Below are 24,305 nucleotides of genomic sequence, written 5' to 3' on the forward strand. Positions count from 1 at the left end.
GGCATGGCGCCGCTGCCGGCAGATCCGGCTCGAATGCCCGTTCCGGTTTCACTCCAGCCACCCCCTACGGGCATCATTGCCGGGTACCTGTTGCTTCACTGCCATTTCATCCATTTCGCGCTGTAGTCGTTTGGCCGCCTGCCGCGAAAACGGCGGCGGCGCGCTTTCGCCATAGCCGAGGTCGCCATGAAGCGGGCGGGATTGGTCGGACTGTTTGCGGTCGTCCTGATCGCGGTGGCGGGCGGCGCGGGCGCGGTGTGGAACGAATACCTGCGCGCGCCGGTACCGCGGATGCTGGCGTTGCCCGGGGATCTGATTCCGCTGGACTCGCCGCTGGGCCGGCGCCTGTTGGCCGAAAGCGAGCGCGCCGACCATGACGAGTTGACCGGCAGTTTCGTCCCGCAGACGCGCAAGGCCTATTGCGGCGTGGCCAGTGCCATCACCGTGCTCAACGCAGCCGGCATCGCCGACGCGCCGCGGGACCCGCGCGCCCTGTTCGCGCATCCACACGCCGGGCCGGGTCCGCTGAAAACGAGTTTCAAAGGGATGTCGCTCAACGGACTGGCCGGCCTGCTGCGCGCGCATGGCGCGCAGGTGGACGTGGTGTTCGCCTCGGCGACGGACCGGGCCTCGTTCCGGCAACGGGCGCGCGAGAACCTGCGCCGCGAGGGCGACTACCTGCTGGTGAACTACCAACGCGCGGATCTGGGCCAGGTCCGCATGGGCCACATTTCGCCGGTCGCCGCCTATCACGCGCCCAGTGATCGCCTGCTCATCCTGGACGTCGCCGCTCACCGGTATCCACCGGTCTGGGCGGATCTGGACAAGGTCTGGACGGCGATGCGCGCGCCGTTGAACAAGAAGACCACGACCACGCGAGGCTATCTCGTGGTTCGCGGCGCGCATACCGTGTCCGCCGCTTCGCCGGTCGGCTTCGACCGGCGTTGAGGGTCAGGCGACTCCCCTGGAACATCCCGACGTGCGCCATCGCTTCCGCATCGCCGCACAGGATCGGCCTTGCGCGGAACGGCCCGCGATTCGGCGAATCGTGGATCAACTCACCCGCTGCCCGGCCGGCTGGCGCGTGGCGACATTCAGGCGGTTCCAGACGTTGATGTTGGCGATGGCGATCAGCAACGAGGCCAATGCGGCTTCGTCGTAGTGGGCTCGGGCGCGGGACCAGACCTCGTCGCTGACGGCATCGCCGCGGTCGGCGATGCGGGTCACCGCCTCGGCCAGTTCCAGCGCGGCGCGCTCGGCCTCGGTGAACCACGGCGCTTCACGCCAGACCGCTACGGCGAACAACCGCTCGTCGGTTTCACCGGCCTGCCGGCATTCGCGGGCATGCATGTCCACGCAGAAGCTGCAGCCATTGATCTGGCTGACCCGCAGGTCGATGAGGTGCAGCAGGGCATCGGAGATGCCCTTGCCTTGCGTGGACTGGTGCAGCGCGAGCAGCGCCTTCATGGCATCGTGGTGGATGACGGCGGGGTTGGGCATACGGGCTTGCATGGGAACTTCCTTTGGTTGGTGGTCATTCCCATGACGCGCCGGCATCGGCCGGCGTGACGGATACATCTCCATCATCGCGGATCGTTTCTTTTTTCCGAACGTTGCGTCACGTCCCGGCCCGCTGGCGCGTCAAACGGGTTTCTCCCAGGATCTTTCTCCATGACAGATTTGCATCGACTGGCCGAACAGTTCCAGTCCAACCGCACCCGGCTCGAGGCCGTTGCGTTCCGCATGCTGGGCTCGCACGCCGAAGCCGAGGACGTGGTGCAGGAGGCGTGGTTGCGCCTGAATCGTGCCGACGCGACCGAGGTCGGCAATCTTGCCGGCTGGCTGACGACGGTGGTGACCCGGCTGGCGCTGGATCTGCTGCGCGCGCGCAAGGTGCGCAGCGAGGAATCGATGGACCTGGTGCCGGACGCGGCGCTGCCCGCCGCCGATGCCAGTGCCGGTCCGGAACACGAGGTGCTGCTGGCCGATTCGATCGGCCCGGCCATGCTGATCGTGCTGGATACGCTGGCCCCGGCCGAGCGCGTGGCGTTCGTACTGCACGACATGTTCGCGGTGCCGTACGAAGAGATTGCCCGCATGCTGGATCGCAGCGTGGAAGCCACGCGGCAGCTGGCCAGCCGTGCGCGGCGCCGGGTCCAGGGTGCCGGCGCAGACGCGCTGGCCGATCGCGCGCGTGCCCGCCAGGTGGTCGATGCCTTCCTGCTCGCCTCGCGCACCGGCGATCTCCAGGGGCTGCTGTCGCTGCTGGCGCCGGACGTGGTGCTGCGCGCCGATGTCGCCGCGGTCGAGGGCAGCCGCGACAGTCAGGGTGACGGCGCACCGGTGCTGGCGCGCGAACGGCATGGCGTCGACGCCGTGGCCCATGCCTTCCTCGGCCGCGCCCAGGCCGGACAGACCGCGCTGGTCGATGGCTTGCCCGCCGCCATCTGGGCACCGGACGGCGTTCCGCGCGCCCTGCTCCGGATGGCCGTGCGCGACGGCCGTATCGTCGCCATCGATGTCATCGCCGAACCCGCCCGCGTGGCATCGGCCAGGGTCACCGAGATCGGCCCGCTGCCCTGAGGCGCCAGCCTCCCTTTCGCGGAAGCACCCAACCGGCCCCCGGACTTTCGACACTCCGCCGCGACGCGGGGGCGTGTGGTCTACTGCGTTTTCGCGGCGACGCCGCGTCCGCCACCACACGGCTCATCCAGGAGGAACGCCATGCTCCGCACCACCCTGATCGCGACGGCACTGTCCGCCGCACTCGTCAGTCCGCTTGCCTTCGCGCAACAGGCCGCCGCCGCATCGTCCGAGGTCGAACTCATCCCGCGCGAGATCCTGTTCGGCAATCCCGAGCGCAGCAATGTGCAGATCAGCCCGGATGGCCGCTACCTGAGCTGGGTAGCGCCGGTCGATGGCGTGGCCAACGTGTGGGTGGCGCCGGCGGAAAATCCGTCGCAGGCCCGGGCGGTGACGTCCGACAAGGCGCGCGGCATCCGCCAGTATTTCTGGTCCTACCGGACCGATACCCTGCTCTATCTCCGCGACACCGGTGGCGACGAGGATTTCCATCTCTACGCGGTGGATCTGAAGTCCGGCGAGTCCAGGGATCTGTCGCCGTTTCCGAAGACCCGCGCGCAGGTCGCGGGTGTCAGCGATCGCCATCCGGACACGATCCTGGTGGGCATGAACGATCGCGACCCGCAGTGGCACGACCTCTACAAGGTCGATCTGGCCAGCGGCAAGCGCGAACTGGTGCAGAAGAACGACGCCCAGATTGCCGGCTATATCGCCGACGCCGACTACACCCTGCGCTTCGCCACCCGCGCGCGACCCGACGGTGGCCAGGACGTGCTCGCCGCCGACGGCAAGGGCGGCTGGAGCAAGTTCGACGACGTGCCGTTCGAGGATTCGCTGACCACCGGTCCGGGTGGCCTGACCAGCGACGGCAAGACCCTGTACTTCACCGATTCGCGCAAGCGCAACACCGCCGCGCTGTATGCCATCGACGTGGCCAGCGGCAAGCGCGAACTGGTGTTCGAGGACGCGCGCGCGGACGTCGGCGATTCGCTGAGCCATCCGGTCACCGGACGGGTTCAGGCGGTCGCCTCGGACTACCTGCGCGAGGAATGGAAGGTGGTGGATCCGTCCATCGCCAAGGATCTGGAGCGCCTTCGCGGCATCGGTCCCGGCGACACCAGCGTGGCCGCGCGCACCCACGACGACAAGACCTGGATCGTGGTCTACGCCGCTCCGCAGACACCGGCGGTCTTTTACCGCTACGACCGCGACGCCGGCAAGCTGACCAAGCTGTTCTCGGTGCAGCCGAAGCTCGATGGCAAGCCGCTGGTGGCGCAATGGCCGGTGGAGATTAGGTCCCGCGACGGCAAGACCCTGGTCAGCTATCTGACCCTGCCGCATAGCGCCGACGCCAACAACGATGGCAAGGCCGACACGCCGGTGCCGATGGTGCTGCTGGTGCATGGCGGTCCGTGGTCGCGCAACGCCTACGGCTACAGCAACACCAATCAGTGGCTGGCCAACCGCGGCTACGCGGTCCTGTCGGTCAATTTCCGCGGCTCCACCGGCTTTGGCAAGGAATTCACCAACGCCGGCAACGGCGAGTGGGCCGCCAAGATGCACGACGATCTGATCGATGGCGTGCAATGGGCGGTCAAGCAGGGCGTGACGACTTCCGACAAGGTGGCGATCATGGGCGGCAGCTACGGTGGCTACGCCACCCTGGCCGGCCTGACCTTCACCCCGGACACGTTCGCCTGCGGCGTCGACATCGTCGGCCCGTCCAACCTCAACACCCTGCTGAGCACGGTGCCGCCGTACTGGGCCAGCTTCTTCGAGCAGCTCGCCAAGCGCATGGGCGACCCGCGCACCGAGGAAGGCCGCAAGTGGCTGACCGAACGCTCACCGCTGACCCGCGCCGACCAAATCAAGAAACCGCTGCTGATCGGCCAGGGCGCCAACGACCCGCGGGTGAAACAGGCCGAGAGCGACCAGATCGTCAAGGCGATGCAGGCCAAGAAGATCCCGGTTACCTACGTGCTGTTCCCGGATGAAGGCCATGGCTTCCACCGCCCCGAGAACAGCAAGGCGTTCAACGCGGTGACCGAAGGCTTCCTGGCCCAGTGCCTGGGCGGACGCGCCGAACCCATCGGCCAGGATTTCGCCGGCTCCAGCATCAGCGTGCCCGCCGGCGCCGACGGCGTGCCGGGCCTGACCGAGGCGTTGAAGTCGCATCAGCAGGCGGTGAAGAAGTAAGCACCATTCGGGATGCGGCCAAGGCGCGGCCATATTCCTTCGCACCAGGGCAAAAGAAAAGCCGGGTCCATTCGGACCCGGCTTTTTTTCATCCCCGCACCCAACGTGATCAGGCCGCCTTCTCCGCGAACTGCTCCTCCTCGGTCGAGCCCTTCAGCGCCGTGGTCGAGGACTGGCCCTGCTGGATCGCCTGCGTGACCGCGTCGAAGTAACCGGTGCCGACCTCGCGCTGGTGCTTGACCGCGGTGAAGCCCTTGTCGGCGGCGGCGAACTCGGCTTCCTGCAGCTCCACGAATGCGCTCATCTGGCGACGTGCGTAGCCGTGGGCCAGGTTGAACATCGAGTAGTTCAGGCTGTGGAAACCGGCCAGGGTGATGAACTGGAATTTGTAGCCGTAGCTGGCGATTTCCTTCTGGAACCTGGCGATGGTGGCGTCGTCCAGGTTCTTCTTCCAGTTGAACGACGGCGAGCAGTTGTAGGCAAGCAGCTTGCCGGGGAACTTCGCATGAATCGCCTCGGCGAACTTGCGCGCGAACTCCAGGTCCGGCTTGCCGGTCTCGCACCAGACCAGGTCCGCGTAGGGCGCGTACGCCAGGCCGCGGCTGATCGCCTGATCCAGGCCGTTGCGGGTCTTGAAGAAGCCCTCGACGGTGCGCTCGCCGGTGGTGAACGGCTGATCGTTGGCGTCGATGTCGCTGGTCAGCAGGTCGGCGGCCTCGGCGTCGGTTCGCGCAACCAGCAGGGTCGGCACGCCCATCACGTCGGCGGCCAGGCGCGCGGCGTTCAATTTCTCCACCGCCTCGCGGGTCGGCACCAGCACCTTGCCGCCCATGTGGCCGCACTTCTTGACGCTGGCCAGCTGGTCTTCGAAATGCACGCCGGCCGCGCCTGCCTCGATCATCGCCTTCATCAGCTCGAACGCGTTCAGCACGCCGCCGAAGCCGGCTTCCGCGTCGGCGACGATTGGCTGCAGGAAGTCGGTGCTGTCGTCGCCCTCGGCATGATGCAGTTGATCCGCGCGCAGCAGGGTGTTGTTGATGCGCTTGACCACCGCCGGTACCGAGTCGGCCGGATACAGCGACTGGTCGGGATACATCTGGCCGGCCAGGTTGGCGTCGGCCGCGACCTGCCAGCCGGACAGGTAGATCGCCTTCAGGCCGGCCTTGACCTGCTGCATCGCCTGGTTGCCGGTCAGCGCGCCCAGCGCGTTGATGAAGTCTTCGGTCTGCAGGTAGTTCCACAGCTTCTCGGCGCCGATCTTCGCGATCGAATGCTCGATCGGGATGGTGCCGCGCAGGCGCACGACGTCCTCGGCGCTGTAGTTGCGGGTGATGCCTTGCCAGCGCGGATTGGTGTCCCAGTCCTTCTGGATGTCCTGGGCGGTGGGCAGCTTGTTCATGGGTGTTCTCCGGAAGTGGGGGGTCAGTCGATGCGGGTGTAGGCGGGCAGGGTCAGGAATTCGGCCAGGTCTTCACTGCGGCTCAATGCGTCGAGCAGGCCGATGGCCTCGTCAACCTTGTCGCCGCCGGGCAGCGCCGCGCGGTCGCCCAGGCGGGCCGGCAGGTTGCGCAGGGTGGCGTCGAGCAGGGCGAAGTCGATCGCGGTGCCGTCGGCCAGGTGCAGGCCGGGCGTGTGCAGCCACTGCCAGATCTGGGTGCGCGCGATCTCGGCGGTCGCGGCGTCTTCCATCAGCCAATGGATCGGCACGCAGCCGTTGCCGTCCAGCCAGGCGGCCAGGTAGCGCACGCAGACCTCGACGTTGCCCTCGAAACCGGCGCGGGTGATGGTGCCGGTGCTGGGGCGGATCAGATCGTCGCGGCTCACCCGCACGTCCTCGCGCAGCACGTCGTGCTGGTTCGGCGCGGGCATGTGCTCGTCGAAGATGGCGCGCGCGATCGGGATCAGCGCCGGATGCGCCACCCAGGTGCCGTCGTGGCCGGCGGTGACCTCGCGCAGCTTGTCCGCGCGCACCCGCGCCAGCGCCTGTTCGTTGGCCGCCTCGTCGTTGCCGATCGGAATCTGCGCGGCCATGCCGCCCATCGCGTGCGCGCCGCGGCGGTGGCAGGTCTGGATCAGCAGTTCCGAATAGGCCTTCAGGAACGGCTGGGTCATGGTCACCTGGCCGCGCTCGGGCAGCACCCGATCGCGATGGCGGCGGAAAGTCTTGATGTAGGAAAAGATGTAGTCCCAGCGGCCGCAGTTCAGGCCGACGATGCGATCCCGCAGCGCGTGCAGGATCTCGTGCATCTCGAACACCGCCGGCAGCGTCTCGATCAGCACGGTGACCTTCATCTGACCTTGCGGCAGGCCCAGCGCGGCCTCGATGTGCGACAGCGCGGTCTCCCACAGCGCGGCCTCCTCCATGCTCTGCAGCTTGGGCAGGTAGAAATACGGGCCGTGATCGCGCTCGGCCAGCGCGCGCGCGTTGTGGAAGGCATACACGGCCAGATCGAACAGACCGCCGGCGATCGGCTGGCCATCGATCAGCACGTGCTTCTCGTCCAGGTGCCAGCCGCGCGGGCGCACCAGCAGCACGGCCTGCTCATCGAACGGCTTCAACGCGTACCGCTTGCCGTTGGGCGCGGTGTGGGCCAGGTCGCCGCGCACCGCGCCGATCAGGGCCTGCTGGCCGATCAGCAGGTTGTGCCAGGTCGGCGCGGTCGAATCCTCGAAGTCGGCCATGTAGACCTTCGCGCCGGAGTTCAGCGCGTTGATCACCATCTTGGGATCCACCGGCCCGGTGATCTCGACCCGGCGATCCAGCAGCGCCGCGGGTAGCGGCGCGACCCGCCAGTCGCCCTCGCGGATGGCGCGGGTGTCATCGCGGAAGTCCGGCAGGCCGCCGGCATCAAAGAACGCCTGCCGCTGGCGGCGCGCGGCCAGCCGGGCTTGCCGGCCGGGCTCGATCGCACGGTGCAGCGAGACGAGCAGCGCCAAGGCGGCGGGCGGCAACAGCGCGGCCTGCTCGTGATGGCGGACGGTCAGGCTGATGCCGGGCGTGGGGCGGGACGCGGGTTCGGATTGGCTCAGGGCAACGGCGGCGGACATTTCGGGACTCCTGCTGCTTGGAGGTCCACCGTGCGCCGCAGCAAACTATTTGACAAAACAGTTTTGTCAATGCACTTAATAAGCTGAACTTATATTTTAGCCAAAATGCCTGAAAAACGCCCGCCCACGCTGCGATTTGCCTACAAGTCGGACCGGCTGAAGCCCCTGCGGGCGTTCTGCCAGACCGTCCGGCTGGGCTCGGTATCGCGGGCGGCCGAGGCGCTGTTCGTCAGCCAGCCGGCCATCACCCTGCAATTGCAGGCGCTGGAGCGAGACCTGGGGGTGGTGCTGTTCGAGCGCAGCGGCCGGCGCCTGAGTCCCAGCCGCGAGGGGCAACTGCTGTACGAGCTGGCCCAGCCGCTGGTCGAGGGCATCGACGGTCTGGAGGCGACCTTCCACGACAAGGTCGCCGGGCTGGACGCCGGCGAACTGAACATCGCCGCCAACAGCTCCACCATCCTGTACCTGCTGCCGCGCATCGTCGAACTGTTCCGCCAGCAGCACCCGGACGTGCGCCTGACCCTGCACAACGCGATCACCGCCGACGGCACCGATCTGCTGCGCTCAGACGCGGTGGATCTGGCGGTCGGCTCGATGATGGATGTGCCCGCCGATCTCAGCTACGCACCGATCTACCGGTTCGAACCGCTGCTGATCACTCCGCCGGATCATCCGCTGGCGAACAAGCCGCGACTCGAACTCGCCGACATTTCGCCCTACGGACTGATCCTTCCGCCCAAGCGCCAGATTACCTACCGGCTGGTGGACCTGGTGTTCCAGCAGCACCGCGTGCCCTACACGGTGGCGCTGGAAGTCGGCGGCTGGGAAGTGATCAAGCAATACGTGGCGATGGGCATGGGCGTGTCGATCGTCAGTTCAATCTGCCTGACCGACGCCGATCGCGGCAGACTGGCAACGCGTTCGCTCAGCGACTGGTTTCCTGCGCGCAGCTACGGCGTGATCGTGCGCAAGGGCAAGTTCCTGTCACCGCAGGCGCGCGCCTTCATCGAGCTGATCCATCCGGATCTGTTCACCCGCCGCGACTACGACGACAGCGGGCATTCCGAACGCTGAGCGCGCCGCGCGTTTGAAGCCGCGCACGCGTTCGCCTACCCTGTCCGCTCCGGACAGTATCCGCCGACAACTTCGGAACACCGCGCACGACGAACGTGCGCCGGTTCACTGGATTGCTCCCGGAGTCTGTCGATGTTGCTGTCTTTCCCCTGTTTTTCACGTGTCCGCCAAACTTGCGCGGCGCTGTTGCTGTTGCTGTGCCTGCCCCTGCCGTGCCTGTCCCTGCTGTCCGCCCACGCCGCCGAGCCGGACTTTGCGCCGGTGCGCGAATACATCCGCACGCGCATGCAGGAACGCGACGTGCCGGCGATGTCGGTGGCGGTGGCGAAGGACGGCCGCCTGCTGTGGACCGAAGGCTTTGGGGTGGCCGATCGCGAACGCGGCATCGCCGCCGATGCCGACACGATGTATTCGCTGGCCTCGGTGACCAAGACCTTCACCGCGGTCGCGCTGATGACGCTGGTGCAGGAAGGCCGCATCGCCCTGGACGATCCCGTCAACCGGCATCTGGGCGAGGCCGGGCTGCATTCGTGGGTCGACGACGCCGACGCGGCGACCATCCGCCACGTCGCCAACCACACGTCCGGGCTGGGCACGGCCGAGCAATTCTTCTACGGCGAATCCGAGCGCGCGCTGATTCCGCCGATGGCGCAATCCATCCAGCGTTATGGGCATCTGTACCGTCGCGCTGGCGAGGTTCACGAGTACAACAATTTCGGCTATGGCCTGCTTGGCCATGTCGTCGAACGGGTCACCGGCCAGTCCTATGGCGATGCACTGCGAACACGGGTGTTCGAACCACTCGGCATGCGGCATTCCTCCATCGACATCGGACCCGGCCTGGAGCGGCACGCGGCGGCGCGCTATGGCGGCAAGCGCGAACCGATTCCGTTCTACGGCTTCGCCGAGCCCGGCGCCGCGGCGATGTACGCCAGCGCACCGGATCTGGCCCGGTTCGGGCTGTTCTTCCTCGGCCGGCCGCTGCCGGGGCAACGCGAAATCCTCGATGCCCGGCACCGCGCCGCGATGGTCGAGAACGCGTTCCGCACCGATCCGCATGCCCGCTACGGCATCGGGCTGGAGGTAATCGACGACGGCGGCTATCGCTGGTACGAACATGGCGGTTCGATGTCCGGCGTCTCCGCTTCGTTGACGATGGTGCCGTCCGAAGGCCTGGTGGTGGCGGTGCTGGGCAACGTGTCCGGCGCACCAGTGGCGCAGGTGCGCGAACGGATCTTCCAGCAATTGCTGCCGGGCTGGCGCGCGCAGGCCGCCGCCACGGCCGGCCCCGCCACCGCTTCCGCACCGCGGCCGGCGCCGATCGGCACCGCGCCGTCCGAATGGCGCGGCGACTGGTCGGGCACCTTGCATACCTATGAGGGGCCGGTGCCCGCGCGGCTACGCGTATTGGAAGATGGCCGTGCGCTGTTCCGGCTGGGCGATCAGCTGTGGAGCCTGCTCGACAAGGTGGAAGTCGAAGACGGACGCCTGCGCGGCTACACGCTCAGCCAGGTGCCGACCGCCGACGCGCGGCGGCGCCGGCATGCGCTGCGCGTGGATCTGCGACTGCGCGGCGACGCGCTCGCGGGCGAGGCGATGGCCTGGTCCGGACCGAAGGGACCCGCGGGCGTGCTGGATCCGTACTTCGTGTTCGCGCTCAACCACTGGCTGGAATTGCGGCGCGCCGATTCCGGGGATGAAGGCTGACGGTGGAAGCGCGTAACCTGTGGCGCACACCATGCCACGCGACGCCGCCTCCGACCTTCCTCCTTCCGCCTACCGCGAGGTCGCGCCGGCCGCGCCGCTGCGCGCGGGCCTGGCCTGCGCCTGGACTTACCAGGCGCCGTCGCGGCCGGCAGCGGAGGTGCTGGTCATCCCCGACGGCTGCGTCGATCTGATCTGGGCGGATGACGAGGTGTTCGTGGCCGGGCCGGATCCGATCGCGCAAACGGCATCCGTCGCGCCCGGCGCCTTGCTGACCGCGATCCGGTTCGCGCCGGGCGCGGCGCAGGCGTTCCTTGGCCTGCCATTGCGGAACATCACCGGCCAGCGGGTCGCGCTGCGCGATCTGTGGGGACGGCGGGCGCGCCGGCTGACCGATGGGCTGGCCTTCGATGCCGCCACTCCCACGGATCGCCTGCGGTCCCTGCAACACGCGGTCGCCCGGCAGGGCCTGCCGACTGCGGATCCCGCCATGCCCGCGCTGTTCACTCGCCTGGATCATTCCGATGCCGCGTCGCCGGCAAGGCTCGCGCGCGAACTGGGCATCGGCGAACGCACCCTGCGGCGGCGCTGCCACGATGCCTTCGGCTACGGCCCCAAGACGCTGGCGCGGATCCTGCGCCTGCAACGCTTCCTGCGTACGCCGGCGGATCTGCCATTGCTTCGGCGCGCGCTGGACGCCGGTTACGGCGATGCTTCGCACCTGGTCCGCGACACCCGCCTGCTCACCGGACTGACACCGACCGACTTGCTGGCGCAGCGGCACGGCTGAGCTGGCCGTTTTTTCCAAGACGCCGTCCGGCCATCGCGCGATACTGCGCGCCCGCCCTCCACACGAGCCGCGCCATGAGCGAATCCCACCACCATCGCATCGACTACGTCGAGTTCAACGTCGCTTCGATTGCCACTGCCAAGGCGTTCTACGGCAAGGCGTTCGGCTGGACCTTCCAGGATTACGGCCCGGACTACTGCGAGTTCCGCGATGGCCGGCTGACCGGCGGCTTCGCGCATGGCGAGCCGCGCCCGGGCGGCGCGCTGATCGTGATCCAGTCGGATGAGCTGGAAGCCAGCCAGAGCGCGGTCGAGTCTGCCGGCGGACGCATCAGCCAGCCCATCTTCGCCTTCCCCGGCGGCCGCCGCTTCCACTTCCTGGATCGCGACGGCTACGAACTGGCGGTGTGGTCGCAGGGCTGATTCAGCGCTTGCGCCTGCAGGAGCGACGTAAGTCGCGACCCGTGATCTTCAAGGGATACGGTCGCGACTTACGTCGCTCCTACAAGTGTCCGATCTTCGGCACGCCTGTCGCCCTGCGGGAACACCTTCCTGTGGGAGCGACGTGAGTCGCGAGCTTTTCGCGCCATGCGCTACCGGGCATCTGATTCGCGACTCACGTCGCTCCCACAGGTTCGGAATTTCGGCGGGCTTACTTCTTCGGCATCGGCAGCGGGTCGTCGGCGAAGATCGCCACGTGCGGCACGCCGTCGGCGCCGATCCAGCCGCGGTACATGCCCTCGGTGTTGAACGGGAAGGCGATGCTGCCGTCGGCGGCCAGCGCGATCGCGCCACCGTCGCCGCCGGCCTTGGGAATCTCGTCGTTGATCACCGCCCTGGCGGCGCTGGCGATGTCCTGGCCGCCGTAGCGCACGCGCGCGCAGATGTCGTGCGCGGCGACCGCACGGATGTAGTACTCCCCCCAGCCGGTGCCCGATACCGCGCAGCGCGCGTCGGCATAGGTACCGGCGCCGATGATCGGCGAATCGCCGACCCGGCCGTAGCGCTTGTTGGTCATGCCACCGGTCGAGGTTCCCGCAGCCAGCTTGCCCTGCGCATCCAGCGCCAACGCGCCCACGGTGCCGAAATGCTTGGCCGTTTCCAGATCCGCATGCGCCTGCCCGGAGGCTTCTTCCTTCAGCGCCTTCTGCAGCTGCTGCCAGCGCTTCTCGGTGCGGAAGTAGGACGGATCCACCAGGGTCACGCCCTGCTCGGTCGCGAAGGCCTCGGCGCCGTCGCCAACCATCATCACGTGCCTGGACTTGTCCATCACCAGCCGCGCCAGCTGGATCGGATTCTTGACCCGGTGCACGCCGGCCACCGCGCCGGCCTTGCCGCTGGCACCGTCCATGATCGAGGCGTCCAGTTCGTTCTTGCCGTCATGGGTGAACACCGCGCCACGTCCGGCGTTGAAGCTGGGCGCGTCCTCCATCACGGTGATCGCTGCGGCCACCGCGTCCAGCGCCGGCTTGCCGGCGGCAAGCTGGGCGTGGCCGGCGCGCAGCGCTTCTTCCATTGATTTGCGCGCGGCGGCGATTTCCTCGGGAGCGAGATCGCCACGCTCCACGCCCGCGCCGCCGTGGATGACCAGCACCGGCCGATCCGCATCCGCGGCGATGGCGGTGCCCGCCATTCCCAACAACGCAAGGCAGCACGCACGCAACAGGTTCGTCATGGCAGTCATTCCGGAATGGCAGTGGTTCAGGGGGTTGATTCTAGCGAGGCGGTGCGCGCGGCGTCGCCCAGGACGCCGTTCACCACATCGATGCGGCGCTCGAACGCCGGATGCTCGACGCTGAAGTCCGGAAACCGCAGCGTGCTGCCGGTATCCAGGCCGATGACCGGCACGTCGCGGAAGGTCAGCGGCTTGCCGGCGGCGAACACGTCGGCCTGGCGCTGCGGGCGCACCAGCCAGACATGGCCGCCGTCGCCACTGTGGACGCGGGCGATGCCGCCGGCGTCGATGCACAGCGCGGTGTATTCGTCGATGCCGATACCGGCCAGGTCCGTGCGCTTCTGTTCGGCCGACAGCCGGGCGACGAAGGCGATCAGGCGGCCCAGCCGATCCCGTTCGCCGAAGTGGCTGTCGGTGATCACGTTCTGCAGGTAGGGCATGTGCAGGAAATCATCCACCAGGGTGACTTCCGACCCCGCGGGGTCGGTCATCGCGGTCGGCGAGACGATGCTGCCGCCGTCCATCGCGCCATAGGCGAACGCCCCCAGGATCGCCAGGCCCGCGCTGGTGCCGCCGATTGGCTTGCCGGCGCGCACGTGGGCGTCCAGCGCCTCGTTCAGCGGCGTGCCTTTCCAGAAGCGCACGTAGTTGGACTGGTCCCCGCCGGCCAGGAAGATGCCGTCGGCCTCGCGCACGATGCGCAGCACTTCCGGATCGCTGGCGGCGCGGCGATCGTCGAACACCAGCGTCTGCGCGGCGGTGATGCCGCCGATGTCCTTGAAGAATTCGTCCTGCGCCTCGACGGTGCCGGAGGCGCGCAGGATCACGATGCGGCCATGCCCGGCCTTTTCGATCATCCAGCGGAAGGCGTCGTAGGGCCAATCGCCGCCGCCGACCAGCATCAGCCCGGCCTCGGTCGCGCCGGGTCGCGTGGCGGTGAGGTCGCCGATTTCAAAGTAGCGGTAGCCGTCGCGGCGCGACGCGTCCGTGGCGGGCGCATCCCCGGCGGTCGCCGTGCCGACAGCGGCGGCCAGCGTCAGGATCAGAAGCGCGCAGCGTTGCAGGAACAGGCGGCGGGACGACGTCGACGGCATCATGGAACTCCAGGGGGCACCTGCATTGAAGACGAACGGATACGCGCTTCCCCTCCCCCGGTCGTCGCTGCTGTGCAGCATCGATGGCCGTCGTTGGCCCGCGCGGATTGGGGTAATGTCGTGGCATGACCGAATCCACCGACGCCTGGTTCGCCCGCGAAATCCTCGTCCACGAGGAGGCGCTGGTGCATTTCCTGCGCCGCTGCTGGCCGCATCGGGAAGAGATCCACGACCTGCGCCAGGAAGTGTACGTGCGGGTCTACGAGGCCGCCGGCAAGTCGGTGCCGACCGCGCCCAAGTCGTTCCTGTTCGCCACCGCGCGCCACCTGATGACCGACCGGCTGCGCCGCAGCCGGGTGGTGTCGATCGAGACAGTGGGTGATTTCGACTCGATAAACGTCTTGATAGACGAGGTATCGCCCGAACGGTGGTGTGGCGGCCGGCAGGTGCTCAAGCGCCTGGCCGACGCTTTCGACCGCCTGCCGGACCGGTGCCGGGAGGTCATCTGGCTGCGCCGGGTCGAGGAACTGCCACAGAAAGAGGTGGCCTCGCGCCTGGGCATCAGCGAGAAGACCGTGGAAAAGCATGTCGCCAAGGGAATCCGCCTGATTGCCGAACATTTCTACGGCGGTGGCGGGACGCGCGCCCGCGCGCGGCAGGCCTTGCAGGACGCAGGAAGGGAACCGGGGCATGGCCAGCAGCAGACAGATTGAACAGGCCGCGGCGGCCTGGCTCGCGCGACGCGAAAGCGACGGGTGGGCCGGGACCGACCAGGCCGGACTGGACGCGTGGCTGGCCGAATCCACCGCGCACCGGGTCGCGTTCCTGCGCCTGGAATCTGCCTGGAATGAAAGCGGCCGGCTGGCCGCGCTGGGCGCCGGACAGGCACCGGGTGCCGCGCCGCCGCGCGGACAATGGGGTGCTTCGCCGCTGGACCGCCCTGCGCCGGCGCGTGCGCCGCCGGCTTCGGCGGGCGGACCGCCGGATCTCGCCCGGCTGGTGTTCGCGCCGCGCAGACCGGAGCGCACGGCGAGCTGGCCGCGCCTGCTGGCCGCCACCTTCACCGGCGTGCTGGCGCTGGCGGGCGCGGGCCTGGGCGCGCATCACTATTTCTACGGGGTCATCGAGCAGGCCTCCTACGCCACCGCGCTGGGCGACTTGAACCGGGTACCGTTGAGTGATGGCTCCGGCGCCACGCTCAGCAGCGACAGCCGCATCGCGGTCAGCCTGTCGCGGCGCGAACGGCATATCGACCTGCAGCGCGGCGAGGCGTTCTTCGAGGCCGCCAAGGATCCGCATCGGCCGTTCGTGGTCAGCGCCGGGCCGCGCCAGGTGGTGGCGGTGGGCACGCGCTTCGCGGTGCGGCGGGACGGTCCCGATCTGCGGGTGGTGGTCACCGAGGGCACGGTGCGGCTGGAAGCCTCGCCCGATGCCGAAGGCCATCTGCAGCCGACCACCCTGTTGCCGGCCGGCAGCCTGGCCATCGCCAGCCGCAACGGCGTGGTGGTGCGCACCGGCTCGGTCGCCGACGCCGAACGCCTGGTCGACTGGCGCAGCGGCTTCGTGACCTTCCGCGATACCTCGCTGGCCGAGGCCGCGTCCGAGTTCAACCGCTACAACGCGCGCAAGATCGTGATGGGTGATCCCGCCGTCGGCGCGCTGCGGGTCGGCGGCAATTTCCGCTGGTCGAACGTGGACGCGTTCGTGCGGCTGCTGGAGCAGGGCTTCCCGGTCCGCGCCGAGACCGGTACGGACCGCATCGTCCTGCACAGCCTCTGACCCGTCCGGGGGGCGGGGGATTTCCCCGGCTCGTTCGTCCTGATAGCCAAGGGCGCCTTCCCGTGCGCCCATGGGGAGAGCCATCCAATGCGGTCGTCGTTGCGTGTCCTGTTGTTGAGCCTGGCCTGTTCAGCCGCACTGAGTGCGCAGGCGCAGAATTCCAAACCCGCGCAGGTCAACATCCCCGCCGGGGATCTGGTGGCGGCGCTGGATACGCTGGCGCGTCAATCCGGCACCCAGTTCGTGTACCGCGCCGACCAGCTCAAGGGCCTGCGCACCCAGGGCGTGCAAGGCAATCTCCCGGCCGACCAGGCGCTGGATCGCGTGCTCAGCGGCAGCGGCCACGTCGCCCGCCGCGACGCCGCCTCCGGCGCGGTGGTGATCGTCCGCCAGGATGCCCCGCCGCGCCCGGCGCCCGCCGCCCGCCCTACTCCGGCTCCCACCGGCCAGTCCGCTGAGGCCGCCGAGGAGCCCGTCACCCAACTCGAGAACGTGCAGGTCACCGGTTCGCGCATCCCGCGCGCGCAGATCGAGGGTCCGGCCCCGATCACCGTGGTCACCGCCGAGCAGATCCAGTCCGCCGGCTTCACCTCCGTGCCGGACGTGCTGCGCTCGCTCAGCCAGAACAGCGGCAGCGTGCAGGGCCAGCAGAACACCACCAGCGCCCAGTCCACTCCCGGCGCGCAGGCGGTCGACCTGCGCGGCCTTGGCCCGAACCATACCCTGGTGCTGATCAACGGCCGCCGCATCGCCGACTTTCCGCTGCCTCTCAACGGCCGCAGCAACTTCACCGACATCGGCAACATCCCGCTCGGCATGATCGATCGTATCGAAGTGCTGACCGGCAGCGCCTCGGCGGTGTACGGCTCCGACGCGATGGCCGGCGTGATCAACTTCATCCTCAAGAAGTCCACCGACGGCACCACCATCGACTACCGCTACGGCGACACCAGCCGCGGCGGCGGCGAGTCGCACAAGCTGACCCTGACCACCGGTTTCGAGCGCGGCGAGTTCAGCGGCATCGTCGGCGTGGAGTTCCTCAACAAGCGCCCGCTCTGGGGCTACGAGCGCAGCGTCCAGGATTCGACCCTGGATGCGCCGACCTCGCGCCGCCGGTTGCCGCGCCTGACCGCGCAGCTCTACAACTGGGACGATGACGTCAACATCGCCCCGGCGGACGGTTGCGCGGCGATGGCCGGCCTCAACCAGGGCACCACCGTGCTGGCCGAGGACCGTTTCGGCGAGCCGTACTGCGGCAGCGAGCGCGCCATCGCGTATCGCACCATCCAGAACGAGCGCAAGGGCTACAACGCTTACGGTTCGTTCGAGTACCGCTTCTCCGACACGCTGTCCTGGTTCGCCGATGTCCAGTTGGGCCGCCAGGAGGTCAAGCTGCTGACCGGTACCAATGGCAACGACGTGGTGAGCGATGTCATGGGTTGGGAGTTCCACGACCCGGCTTCGACCGACAACAACGACAAGGTCTTCTACAACGCCGTCACCGGCCGACGTGAAGTCTGGTCGCGCCAGTTCAGCCCGGAGGAAATCGGCGGCCTGCGCAACCGCATGAACACCACCACCCAGAAGACCCTCGCGGTGACCACCGGCCTGCAAGGCGCTTTCGGCGAGGCCTGGAACTGGGAAGCGGCGTACAACCATTCGCAGTACAAGGCCGACGTGGGCATGCCGCGCATCTGGGCCGAAGCGGCCAACCGCCTGTTCCTGGGCGAACGCCAGGGTTACGACGCCGACGGCTACGCAATCTACAGCCCGGATCCGGCGCGCCTGTTCACCCCGCTCACCCAGGCCGAGTTCGCCAGCATCGCGGCGATGTCCACCTTCCGTCCGAAGGCCGAGAACGACAACCTGAGCTTCACCCTGGACACGCCGTCGCTGTTCACCCTGCCGGCCGGCGACGTCGGTTTCGCCGCCGCGATCGAGTACGGCCGGCAGTCGTACGAGATCAATCCCGATCCGTACGCGCTGACCGCCGACGCCTACTATGGCCCGCGCTACGGCGACGGCGAGGGCGACCGCGATCGCTGGAGCGTGGCGGGCGAATTCCGCCTGCCGCTGCTGTCCTCGCTGCAGGCCAGCCTGGCCGGCCGCTATGACCGCTACGAATACGGCAACAAGAATCCGGGCAAGTTCACCTACAGCGCCGGCCTGGAATGGCGCCCGTTCGACACACTGCTGGTGCGCGGCTCCTACGGCACGGGCTTCCGGGCGCCGGACATGCACTACCTGTTCGCCGGCGATGACTACTACCGCACCCTGTCGACCGACTACTTCCAGTGCCGGACCGACGAGCCTGGCTTCAGCGACGGCGACTGCTACGACGACGGCACCTGGGACATCAACACCTTCGACGTCTACACCGGCAACATGGACCTGGACGTGGAAACCAGCAAGTCGTTCACCGCCGGATTCGTGTGGTCGCCGGTGTCCTACTTCGACCTGGCCGTGGACTACTACAAGATCGAGGTGTCCAACCAGGTGCAGACGCAGAGCCGCGAACTGCTGCGCTCGACCGAGGCCGACTGCCGCCTGGGCGTGACCGACTCCGGCGCGTCGGTCGACATCAATTCGCCCACCTGCGTGGACGCGCTCTCGCGCGTCATCCGCGACCAGGACGGCTTCATCACCAGCGTGCACTTCAGCCCGATCAACATCGCCAAGGAGGAAACCTCGGGCGTCGACGTGACCGCCAACTACCGCCTGTTGACCGCCAGCGCCGGCGACTTCGTGTTCCGCGCCAACTACAACTGGACCCATCGCCACACCCGCCAGCTGTATCCGGGCGATCCGACCGAGGACATGCTGGACGTGAGCTTCGCGGACACCACGCTGCCGCGCAACAAGGGCAACGTCGGCGTGAGCTGGGACAAGGGCGCGTTCGGGGCCAGCCTGTTCGGCAACTACGTGGGCCGCGTGGCCAACTACAACAACGATGCCTGGACAGAATCGACCTGGCGCTTCAATGCCGGCGCGCGCTACGACGTGACCGATCACCTGCGCATCTCGCTGTCGATCAACAACCTGTTCGACAAGATGCCACCGCGCGACGCCACCTGGGCGAACTATCCGTACTACGACACCTCGTGGTTCGATTCGTTCGGCCGCAGCTACTACCTGCAGTTCACCTGGAAGCTGGGCGGATCGGCGCTGTAAGCCAGCCACCAGTTCCGGATCGCAACATGGAAAACCCGCCTCACGGCGGGTTTTCTTTCGGGTTCATTCCGGCGGACGCATCATCCGCGGGCCATCACATCGTCCCGCGGTTCTTGCCTTGCCAGGGCCGGTACCAGGCGCGGATCGCGGCCATGTCGACCTCGGCATCGCCAGTGGGGTAATAGACATCGCCAATGCCGATGGTTTTTTCGGGGTAATGGAAATAGGCCATCAGGATCGGCACCTGCGCCTGATGGGCGATCTTCAGGAAACCACCCTTCCACTTCTCCACCCGCTTGCGGGTGCCCTCGGGAGTCAGCGCGAACCACATCCGCTCCGACTCGCGGATCATCCGCACCGCCTGCTCCACCGTGCCCTGCGGCGAACTGCGATCCACCGGTACCACGCCGAGCTTGCGCAACAGCGGCGACAGCGGCCACCAGAATAGTTGCGCCTTGCCCAGCACGCGCACCTTGAAGCCCATCGCGATCTTCGCCGCCATGCCCCAGATGCCATCCCAGTTGGACGAATGCGGCGCCACGATCAGGACCAGCTTGGGGATGTCCGGCAACGTACCCACCACCTTCCAGCCGAAGGTGCGCAGGAAGGTGCGCCCCATCCAGCGGGTGAACCGGTTGGGCGGCACCTGCGGCATGTTCGGCGGAATGGCGGGGATGACGTCCTGGGCGTCGCTCAATCGATTACTCCCAATGGCTCTTCTGCGAACGGCCGCGCTTGACTTCGCTGCGCTCGCGCTTGGCGTCCAGGCGCCGGGCCTTGGCCGCGCGCGATGGCTTGGTGGCGATGCGGGGCCGGGGCACGTGCATCGCCGCGGCGATGAACGCGGCCAGGCGCTCGCGGGCGTCCTGCCGGTTGCGATCCTGGGTGCGGAAACGCTGGGCGTCGATGACCAGCACGCCCTCGTCGGTCAGGCGCCGGTCGCGGCGGGCCAGCAGGCGTTCGCGTAGGGGTTCGGGCAACGACGGCGACCGCGCCACGTCGAACCGCAGTTCGACCGCGGTGGCCACCTTGTTGACGTTCTGCCCGCCCGCGCCGCTGGCGCGCACGAACCGTTCCACCAGTTCGTCGTCCGGAATCGCCAGCGTGGGCGTGATGTCGAGTCGTCCGCTCCCCATGCGCGGATTGTAGTGGAGGTCGCGTACCGCCCGCATGACAGCGGGGCGGCCGGCGCACGCGATTTAACGCCTCGTTTACTTCCGCCTCGGCACCATGCAGACCCTCTGTTTTCCGTATGGACGCCCGATGAAGAAGATGCCGCTGTTTTCGCGCCTGGTCATGATCGCGGGGCTGGCGCTGGGGGCCGGCACCGCCTGGGCGGCGGAACCTTCGGATGCGGACATCGAGAAACTGCTGCAGGCCTCGCGTGCCGAGAGCATGCTCAACGCGATCATCCCGCAGATGGAAACCATGCAGCGCCAGCAGTTCGACCAGCTGATGGCCGGCAAGGAGCTGACCGCGGAGCAGCGCGCCGAAGCCGACCGGATCATGGCCAAGACCAACGAGATCATGCGCAAGGCACTGTCCTGGCAGGAAATGCGGCCGCTGTACGTGGATGTCTACAAGAAGACCTTCACCCGCGAGGACGTGCGCGCGATCACCAAGTTCTACGAGAGCCCGGCCGGCCGCAGCCTGCTCGACAAGACGCCCGCGCTGATGCAGAACCTGATGGGCGCCATCCAGCAGAAGATGGTCCCGATGATGGAAGAGCTGCAGGCCGAGATCCAGAACGTCACCCCGGCTCCGGTACCCGCCCCGCCGGTCACCCCGTCGCAGCCGCGCCGCAAGAAAAAGCGCTGACGTAGAGCGGAGCTTGCTCCGCTGCGCGCGCCCCGGGCAACGCGAACATCCAGATATCCCGCCAGCGGAGCAAGCTCCGCTCTACGCCAGCAGGGGATCCGGGGGGAGCTGCGCGAGCGGGGGCAGGCGCCAGTCGATCGGGGCCTGGCCGCGTTCCTGCAGGTAGCGGTTGGCCGCGGAGAAGTGGCCGCAGCCAAGGAAGCCCCGGTGCGCCGACAGCGGCGAGGGATGCGGCGCGCGCAGCACGCGGTGCCGGCGCGCGTCGATGACCTTGCCCTTGGCCTGCGCATAGCTGCCCCACAGCAGGAACACCAGGCCTTCGCGCTCGCGCGCCAGGGTCTCGATGACGTGATCGGTGAAGCCTTCCCAGCCCTTGCCCTGATGGGCGCCCGCGCGTGACTCCTCCACCGTCAGCACCGCGTTGAGCAGCAGCACGCCCTGCCGCGCCCACGGCAGCAGGCAGCCGTGATCCGGTGGCGCGATGCCCAGATCGCTCTGGATTTCCTTGTAGATGTTGACCAGCGACGGTGGCACCGGCACGCCCGGACGCACCGAGAAGCACAACCCATGCGCCTGCCCCGGCCCGTGATACGGATCCTGGCCCAGGATCACCACCTTGGCGGCGTCGAACGGCGTCGCCTCGAACGCGGAGAAAATCTGCGGACCCGGCGGATAGATGCGCGCCCCGGCCACCTTGCGCTGGCGCAGGAACTCCGACAGCGCCTGCATCTCCGGCCGCAGCAACCAGTCGCCGACATGCTGTTTCCAGGAGGGTTCGAGCTTGATGCGGTCGGGGTCGGACATTTAGCGAAGGGATTCGGGAGTGGGGATTCGGGATTGGCATGGTACCCAACACGCCCCTCGCCGTTGCCAATCCCCAATCACGAATCCCCAATCCCGGCCCTCAACGCCCTTCCATCCGCGCCAACCGCAGCTGGAACAACACCTTGGTGACCAGCAGACGTTCCTCGATCGGTTTGAGCACCAGATCATTCGCACCGGCCTGCAGCAGCACGGCCTGGTTGTCGCGATTGCTGTCGCCGGTCATCACCAGGATGGGCAGGCGGCGCTTGCCGTAGGCGAAGTCGATGCGGATCCGCTGCACCACGTCGCGGCCGCTGAGTTCGCCCTTCAGGGTCACGTCGGTCAGTACCAGGTCGAAGCGGTGGGTCGAAAGGCCGAGCGATTCGGCGGTGAGCAGGGCGAAGGCATCCTCGGCGCGCAGCACGTGCACCACGTTGAGCGATTGCCGTTCCAGCATGCGCTTGGTGGTCTCCGCGACCACCCGGCTGTCTTCCACGTACAGGATGGTCGCACCGGGAATCGGCTCGGGCTGCACGTAGCCGCGGATGAAGGCGGCCAGCGCCTCGTGTCCCAGCGACTTGTCGAAATAGTCGGTGACGTATTCGTTGAAGCGGCGTTCTTCCAGGTGCTGCTGGGCGTCGCCGGACACCACGATCACCGGCACGTAGGCCTGGCCGGACGCTTCGCGCACGCTGCGCGCGATTTCCATGCCGTCACCGTCACGCAGCGCAAGCGCGGTGGTGACCAGGTGGATCTCGCCCTCGGCCAGCGCCCTGCGTGCCTCGGCGAGGCTGGCGCAGCCGATCACGTTGACGCCGGGCAGGTCCCGTTCGAGCACGTCGGCGATGAGCTTGCGCACCAGCTTGGAACCGTCGACCACCATCACCCGGGGGGCGTCGCTGATGAGGTGCCGGAGCGCGTCGGACATGCGGGCGGGTCAGGTGGTGGTCGGGCGAGTCTGCCGCAAGAAGTGTCCGGTCACCAGCCATGCGCCCAGCCAGCCGATCACTGTTGCCCCGGCCAGCACGGCGACGGCGCGCAACGGATCCAGTCCGGCCAGGGCGAAGCGGCTGCCGTAGCTCTGCGCCAGCGCGGTCAGCGAAGGCTGCAGGGCGGCGCCGGCGGCCACCAGCAGGCCCAGCGCCAGGGCGCCGGCGACCAGCCCGTACCAGGCGCCCAGGTAGATGAAGGGACGGCGGATGAAGCCGTCGCTGGCGCCCAGCAGCTGCAGCACGCCGATTTCCTCGCGCCGCGACTGGATGTCCAGCCGGACCGTATTGCCGACCACCAGCAGCGCGCCGATACCGAACAGCACGGCCAGCACCCAGACCAGGCGTTCGCCGAAACCGAGCCAGCCGCGCAGGCGGTCGCGCCATTGCGCGTCGTGCTGGATCAGATCGGCTTCGGGCAGGCGTTCGAGCATCGCCACCAGCCCGGTCTCGTCGCCGCGCGGGGTCACCTGCAGCAGGGTCGGCAGCGGATTGCCCTCCAGCGCGTCCAGGCTGGCGCCCAGGCCGCTGCGCTCGCGAAACTCGGCCAGCCCCTGCTCGGGCGTGCGCAATTCCACCTTGGCCACGTCGGCGCGGCCGCCCAGCTGGACCGCCAGCACCCGCGCGCGCGGCTCCGGCACGTCGAGCTTGAGGAAAACGTCGATGCCGCGCGATTCACTGACATCGCCGGCGAACTGCTCGACATTGGTCAACGCCAGCCACAGGCCCAGTGGCAGCACGAACGCCACCGCCATCACCCCGATGGTGAGCAGGGTGGCCCACGGCCGCCGCACCAGCCGGCCCAGGCTGGAGACGAAGCTGTAGAGATGCTGGTCCAGCCAGATGCCGAAGCCCGAGCGCGGACGCGAGAAGCGGTTGCTGTCGTTCATTCGGCCAGATCCGCGGGCGAGATGTCGTCGACCAGCTGGCCGTGGTCCAGCACCAGCACGCGCTTGCGCATGCGCTTGAGCAGGGCCAGATCGTGGCTCACCACCAGCACGCTGGTGCCGCGTTCGGGCATGGAGGCGAACAGTTCCATGATTTCCGCGGCCAGGGTCGGATCGAGATTGCCGGTCGGTTCGTCGGCTACCAGCAGCTTGGGCTCGGCGACGATCGCCCGGGCGATGCCCACGCGCTGTTGTTCACCGGCCGACAGCTGGGTCGGCAGCGCCTTCTCGCGATGGCCCAGGCCGAGCCGGGCGAGCACTTCGCGGACCCGCTTCTGCACGTCGGCGCGCCGCTCGCCGCGCAGGATCAGCGGCAGCGAGACGTTCTCCATGATCGTGCGATCGGTCAGCAGGCGATGGTCCTGGTGGACCGCGCCGACCTCGCGGCGATGCAGCGGTATGCGTCCGCCGCGCACCTTCAGCAGGTTGCGGCCGGCGAACACCACCGCGCCGCGGCTCGGCCGTTCGCTCAGGTGGATCAGCTTGAGCAGCGTGCTCTTGCCGGCGCCGGAATGGCCGGTGACGAACAGCATCTCGCCCTCGGCCACTTCGAAGCTGACCTCCGACAGGGCGGTGTGCCCGCCGGGATACTGCTTGCTGACGTTTTCGAATCGAAGCACGCTCATGCGGCGAT

Annotated in this window: 22 protein-coding genes; 11 read left to right on the forward strand and 11 right to left on the reverse strand. The window is 68.1% G+C overall.

Translation table 11 applies throughout. The features are described 5' to 3' along the window. The first annotated feature begins 186 nt into the window (after positions 1-186). Entirely contained in the window at positions 187-948 is a 762-nt protein-coding gene (locus FHW78_RS09250) for a phytochelatin synthase family protein (RefSeq protein ID WP_183639595.1), read from the forward strand. A 105-nt stretch (positions 949-1,053) separates the two neighbouring features. Here the strand turns inward: FHW78_RS09250 and FHW78_RS09255 are convergent, their stop codons facing one another. Next, complete coding sequence (locus tag FHW78_RS09255; protein WP_141455123.1) at positions 1,054-1,512, reverse strand: carboxymuconolactone decarboxylase family protein; 459 nt, start codon at positions 1,510-1,512, stop codon at positions 1,054-1,056. A gap of 159 nt (positions 1,513-1,671) precedes the next feature. Between FHW78_RS09255 and FHW78_RS09260 the strand changes: the two genes are divergently transcribed. Next, entirely contained in the window at positions 1,672-2,583 is a 912-nt protein-coding gene (locus tag FHW78_RS09260) for a sigma-70 family RNA polymerase sigma factor (RefSeq protein WP_183639596.1), read from the forward strand. A 141-nt stretch (positions 2,584-2,724) separates the two neighbouring features. Next, positions 2,725-4,779, forward strand: coding sequence for a S9 family peptidase (locus FHW78_RS09265; protein ID WP_183639597.1), 2,055 nt, complete (start codon positions 2,725-2,727; stop codon positions 4,777-4,779). A 109-nt stretch (positions 4,780-4,888) separates the two neighbouring features. Here FHW78_RS09265 and aceA read toward each other — a convergent pair whose 3' ends face one another. After that, positions 4,889-6,178, reverse strand: a complete 1,290-nt coding sequence (aceA, locus tag FHW78_RS09270; protein ID WP_183639598.1) for an isocitrate lyase — start codon at positions 6,176-6,178, stop codon at positions 4,889-4,891. 23 nt (positions 6,179-6,201) lie between these two features. Next, the gene (gene aceB / locus FHW78_RS09275; protein WP_183639599.1) at positions 6,202-7,827 is read right to left on the reverse strand and encodes a malate synthase A; all 1,626 of its coding nucleotides are present in this window, start codon (positions 7,825-7,827) and stop codon (positions 6,202-6,204) included. Between the two features lie 105 nt (positions 7,828-7,932). Between aceB and FHW78_RS09280 the strand changes: the two genes are divergently transcribed. The 4 genes from FHW78_RS09280 (at position 7,933) to FHW78_RS09295 (ending at position 11,817) form a co-directional block, all read left to right on the forward strand. Then, positions 7,933-8,901, forward strand: coding sequence for a LysR family transcriptional regulator (locus tag FHW78_RS09280; protein ID WP_183639600.1), 969 nt, complete (start codon positions 7,933-7,935; stop codon positions 8,899-8,901). 132 nt (positions 8,902-9,033) lie between these two features. Then, positions 9,034-10,608: a serine hydrolase domain-containing protein gene (locus tag FHW78_RS09285; RefSeq protein ID WP_183639601.1), complete on the forward strand. Its 1,575-nt coding sequence runs from the start codon at positions 9,034-9,036 to the stop codon at positions 10,606-10,608. 31 nt (positions 10,609-10,639) lie between these two features. Continuing rightward, entirely contained in the window at positions 10,640-11,395 is a 756-nt protein-coding gene (locus FHW78_RS09290; protein ID WP_183639602.1) for a helix-turn-helix domain-containing protein, read from the forward strand. A gap of 74 nt (positions 11,396-11,469) precedes the next feature. Then, positions 11,470-11,817, forward strand: coding sequence for a VOC family protein (locus FHW78_RS09295; RefSeq protein ID WP_183639603.1), 348 nt, complete (start codon positions 11,470-11,472; stop codon positions 11,815-11,817). Between the two features lie 229 nt (positions 11,818-12,046). Here FHW78_RS09295 and FHW78_RS09300 read toward each other — a convergent pair whose 3' ends face one another. Together FHW78_RS09300 and FHW78_RS09305 are read right to left on the reverse strand one after the other, a co-directional pair. Beyond that, positions 12,047-13,069 carry an isoaspartyl peptidase/L-asparaginase gene (locus FHW78_RS09300; RefSeq protein WP_255443176.1) on the reverse strand — a complete coding sequence of 341 codons (1,023 nt, stop codon included), beginning with the start codon at positions 13,067-13,069 and terminating at the stop codon, positions 12,047-12,049. A gap of 26 nt (positions 13,070-13,095) precedes the next feature. Further along, complete coding sequence (locus FHW78_RS09305) at positions 13,096-14,163, reverse strand: cyanophycinase (RefSeq protein WP_183639605.1); 1,068 nt, start codon at positions 14,161-14,163, stop codon at positions 13,096-13,098. A 125-nt stretch (positions 14,164-14,288) separates the two neighbouring features. Between FHW78_RS09305 and FHW78_RS09310 the strand changes: the two genes are divergently transcribed. From FHW78_RS09310 to FHW78_RS09320, 3 genes are all read left to right on the forward strand, one after another. Beyond that, positions 14,289-14,876 (forward strand): sigma-70 family RNA polymerase sigma factor, encoded by a 588-nt coding sequence (locus FHW78_RS09310; RefSeq protein WP_183639606.1) that lies wholly within the window; start codon positions 14,289-14,291, stop codon positions 14,874-14,876. After that, a complete protein-coding gene (locus FHW78_RS09315; RefSeq protein ID WP_183639607.1) occupies positions 14,854-15,942 on the forward strand; it encodes a FecR domain-containing protein in 1,089 nt (362 codons plus the stop codon). Before FHW78_RS09310 ends, FHW78_RS09315 begins: the two co-directional genes overlap by 23 nt. Positions 15,943-16,029: 87 nt before the next feature. Beyond that, positions 16,030-19,113 (forward strand): TonB-dependent receptor, encoded by a 3,084-nt coding sequence (locus FHW78_RS09320; protein ID WP_183639608.1) that lies wholly within the window; start codon positions 16,030-16,032, stop codon positions 19,111-19,113. 94 nt (positions 19,114-19,207) lie between these two features. Here the strand turns inward: FHW78_RS09320 and FHW78_RS09325 are convergent, their stop codons facing one another. After that, complete coding sequence (locus FHW78_RS09325) at positions 19,208-19,810, reverse strand: lysophospholipid acyltransferase family protein (RefSeq protein ID WP_305076295.1); 603 nt, start codon at positions 19,808-19,810, stop codon at positions 19,208-19,210. A 4-nt stretch (positions 19,811-19,814) separates the two neighbouring features. Next, a complete protein-coding gene (gene arfB, locus FHW78_RS09330) occupies positions 19,815-20,249 on the reverse strand; it encodes an alternative ribosome rescue aminoacyl-tRNA hydrolase ArfB (protein ID WP_183639609.1) in 435 nt (144 codons plus the stop codon). Between the two features lie 127 nt (positions 20,250-20,376). On the opposite strand from arfB, the gene FHW78_RS09335 reads away from it, so the two are divergent. Continuing rightward, positions 20,377-20,931, forward strand: a complete 555-nt coding sequence (locus FHW78_RS09335) for a DUF2059 domain-containing protein (RefSeq protein ID WP_183639610.1) — start codon at positions 20,377-20,379, stop codon at positions 20,929-20,931. An 81-nt stretch (positions 20,932-21,012) separates the two neighbouring features. Here FHW78_RS09335 and ung read toward each other — a convergent pair whose 3' ends face one another. From ung to ftsE, 4 genes are all read right to left on the reverse strand, one after another. Then, positions 21,013-21,735 carry a uracil-DNA glycosylase gene (gene ung, locus FHW78_RS09340; protein WP_183639611.1) on the reverse strand — a complete coding sequence of 241 codons (723 nt, stop codon included), beginning with the start codon at positions 21,733-21,735 and terminating at the stop codon, positions 21,013-21,015. A gap of 100 nt (positions 21,736-21,835) precedes the next feature. Then, positions 21,836-22,663, reverse strand: coding sequence for a response regulator (locus FHW78_RS09345; protein WP_183639612.1), 828 nt, complete (start codon positions 22,661-22,663; stop codon positions 21,836-21,838). A 9-nt stretch (positions 22,664-22,672) separates the two neighbouring features. Then, positions 22,673-23,614: a permease-like cell division protein FtsX gene (gene ftsX / locus FHW78_RS09350; protein WP_183639613.1), complete on the reverse strand. Its 942-nt coding sequence runs from the start codon at positions 23,612-23,614 to the stop codon at positions 22,673-22,675. Then, positions 23,611-24,297, reverse strand: a complete 687-nt coding sequence (gene ftsE, locus FHW78_RS09355) for a cell division ATP-binding protein FtsE (RefSeq protein WP_141455105.1) — start codon at positions 24,295-24,297, stop codon at positions 23,611-23,613. The genes ftsX and ftsE overlap by 4 nt, the downstream gene beginning before the upstream one ends. Positions 24,298-24,305: the final 8 nt, after the last annotated feature.

The sequence above is a fragment of the Pseudoxanthomonas sp. OG2 genome, assembly GCF_014192765.1.
In the GTDB taxonomy this organism is placed as follows: Bacteria; Pseudomonadota; Gammaproteobacteria; order Xanthomonadales; family Xanthomonadaceae; genus Pseudoxanthomonas_A; species Pseudoxanthomonas_A beigongshangi.

Excerpts from the sequence above, each read along its gene's own strand:
- FHW78_RS09320 (WP_183639608.1), top strand. The coding sequence starts at position 16,030 with ATGCGGTCGTCGTTGCGTGTCCTGTTGTTGAGCCTGGCCTGTTCAGCC.
- aceA (WP_183639598.1), bottom strand. The coding sequence starts at position 6,178 with ATGAACAAGCTGCCCACCGCCCAGGACATCCAGAAGGACTGGGACACC.
- FHW78_RS09290 (WP_183639602.1), top strand. The coding sequence starts at position 10,640 with ATGCCACGCGACGCCGCCTCCGACCTTCCTCCTTCCGCCTACCGCGAG.
- FHW78_RS09250 (WP_183639595.1), top strand. The coding sequence starts at position 187 with ATGAAGCGGGCGGGATTGGTCGGACTGTTTGCGGTCGTCCTGATCGCG.
- FHW78_RS09285 (WP_183639601.1), top strand. The coding sequence starts at position 9,034 with ATGTTGCTGTCTTTCCCCTGTTTTTCACGTGTCCGCCAAACTTGCGCG.
- ung (WP_183639611.1), bottom strand. The coding sequence starts at position 21,735 with ATGTCCGACCCCGACCGCATCAAGCTCGAACCCTCCTGGAAACAGCAT.
- FHW78_RS09255 (WP_141455123.1), bottom strand. The coding sequence starts at position 1,512 with ATGCAAGCCCGTATGCCCAACCCCGCCGTCATCCACCACGATGCCATG.
- ftsX (WP_183639613.1), bottom strand. The coding sequence starts at position 23,614 with ATGAACGACAGCAACCGCTTCTCGCGTCCGCGCTCGGGCTTCGGCATC.
- aceB (WP_183639599.1), bottom strand. The coding sequence starts at position 7,827 with ATGTCCGCCGCCGTTGCCCTGAGCCAATCCGAACCCGCGTCCCGCCCC.
- FHW78_RS09315 (WP_183639607.1), top strand. The coding sequence starts at position 14,854 with ATGGCCAGCAGCAGACAGATTGAACAGGCCGCGGCGGCCTGGCTCGCG.
- FHW78_RS09265 (WP_183639597.1), top strand. The coding sequence starts at position 2,725 with ATGCTCCGCACCACCCTGATCGCGACGGCACTGTCCGCCGCACTCGTC.
- FHW78_RS09260 (WP_183639596.1), top strand. The coding sequence starts at position 1,672 with ATGACAGATTTGCATCGACTGGCCGAACAGTTCCAGTCCAACCGCACC.
- FHW78_RS09300 (WP_255443176.1), bottom strand. The coding sequence starts at position 13,069 with ATGACGAACCTGTTGCGTGCGTGCTGCCTTGCGTTGTTGGGAATGGCG.
- FHW78_RS09305 (WP_183639605.1), bottom strand. The coding sequence starts at position 14,163 with ATGCCGTCGACGTCGTCCCGCCGCCTGTTCCTGCAACGCTGCGCGCTT.
- FHW78_RS09295 (WP_183639603.1), top strand. The coding sequence starts at position 11,470 with ATGAGCGAATCCCACCACCATCGCATCGACTACGTCGAGTTCAACGTC.
- arfB (WP_183639609.1), bottom strand. The coding sequence starts at position 20,249 with ATGGGGAGCGGACGACTCGACATCACGCCCACGCTGGCGATTCCGGAC.
- ftsE (WP_141455105.1), bottom strand. The coding sequence starts at position 24,297 with ATGAGCGTGCTTCGATTCGAAAACGTCAGCAAGCAGTATCCCGGCGGG.
- FHW78_RS09280 (WP_183639600.1), top strand. The coding sequence starts at position 7,933 with ATGCCTGAAAAACGCCCGCCCACGCTGCGATTTGCCTACAAGTCGGAC.
- FHW78_RS09345 (WP_183639612.1), bottom strand. The coding sequence starts at position 22,663 with ATGTCCGACGCGCTCCGGCACCTCATCAGCGACGCCCCCCGGGTGATG.
- FHW78_RS09310 (WP_183639606.1), top strand. The coding sequence starts at position 14,289 with ATGACCGAATCCACCGACGCCTGGTTCGCCCGCGAAATCCTCGTCCAC.
- FHW78_RS09335 (WP_183639610.1), top strand. The coding sequence starts at position 20,377 with ATGAAGAAGATGCCGCTGTTTTCGCGCCTGGTCATGATCGCGGGGCTG.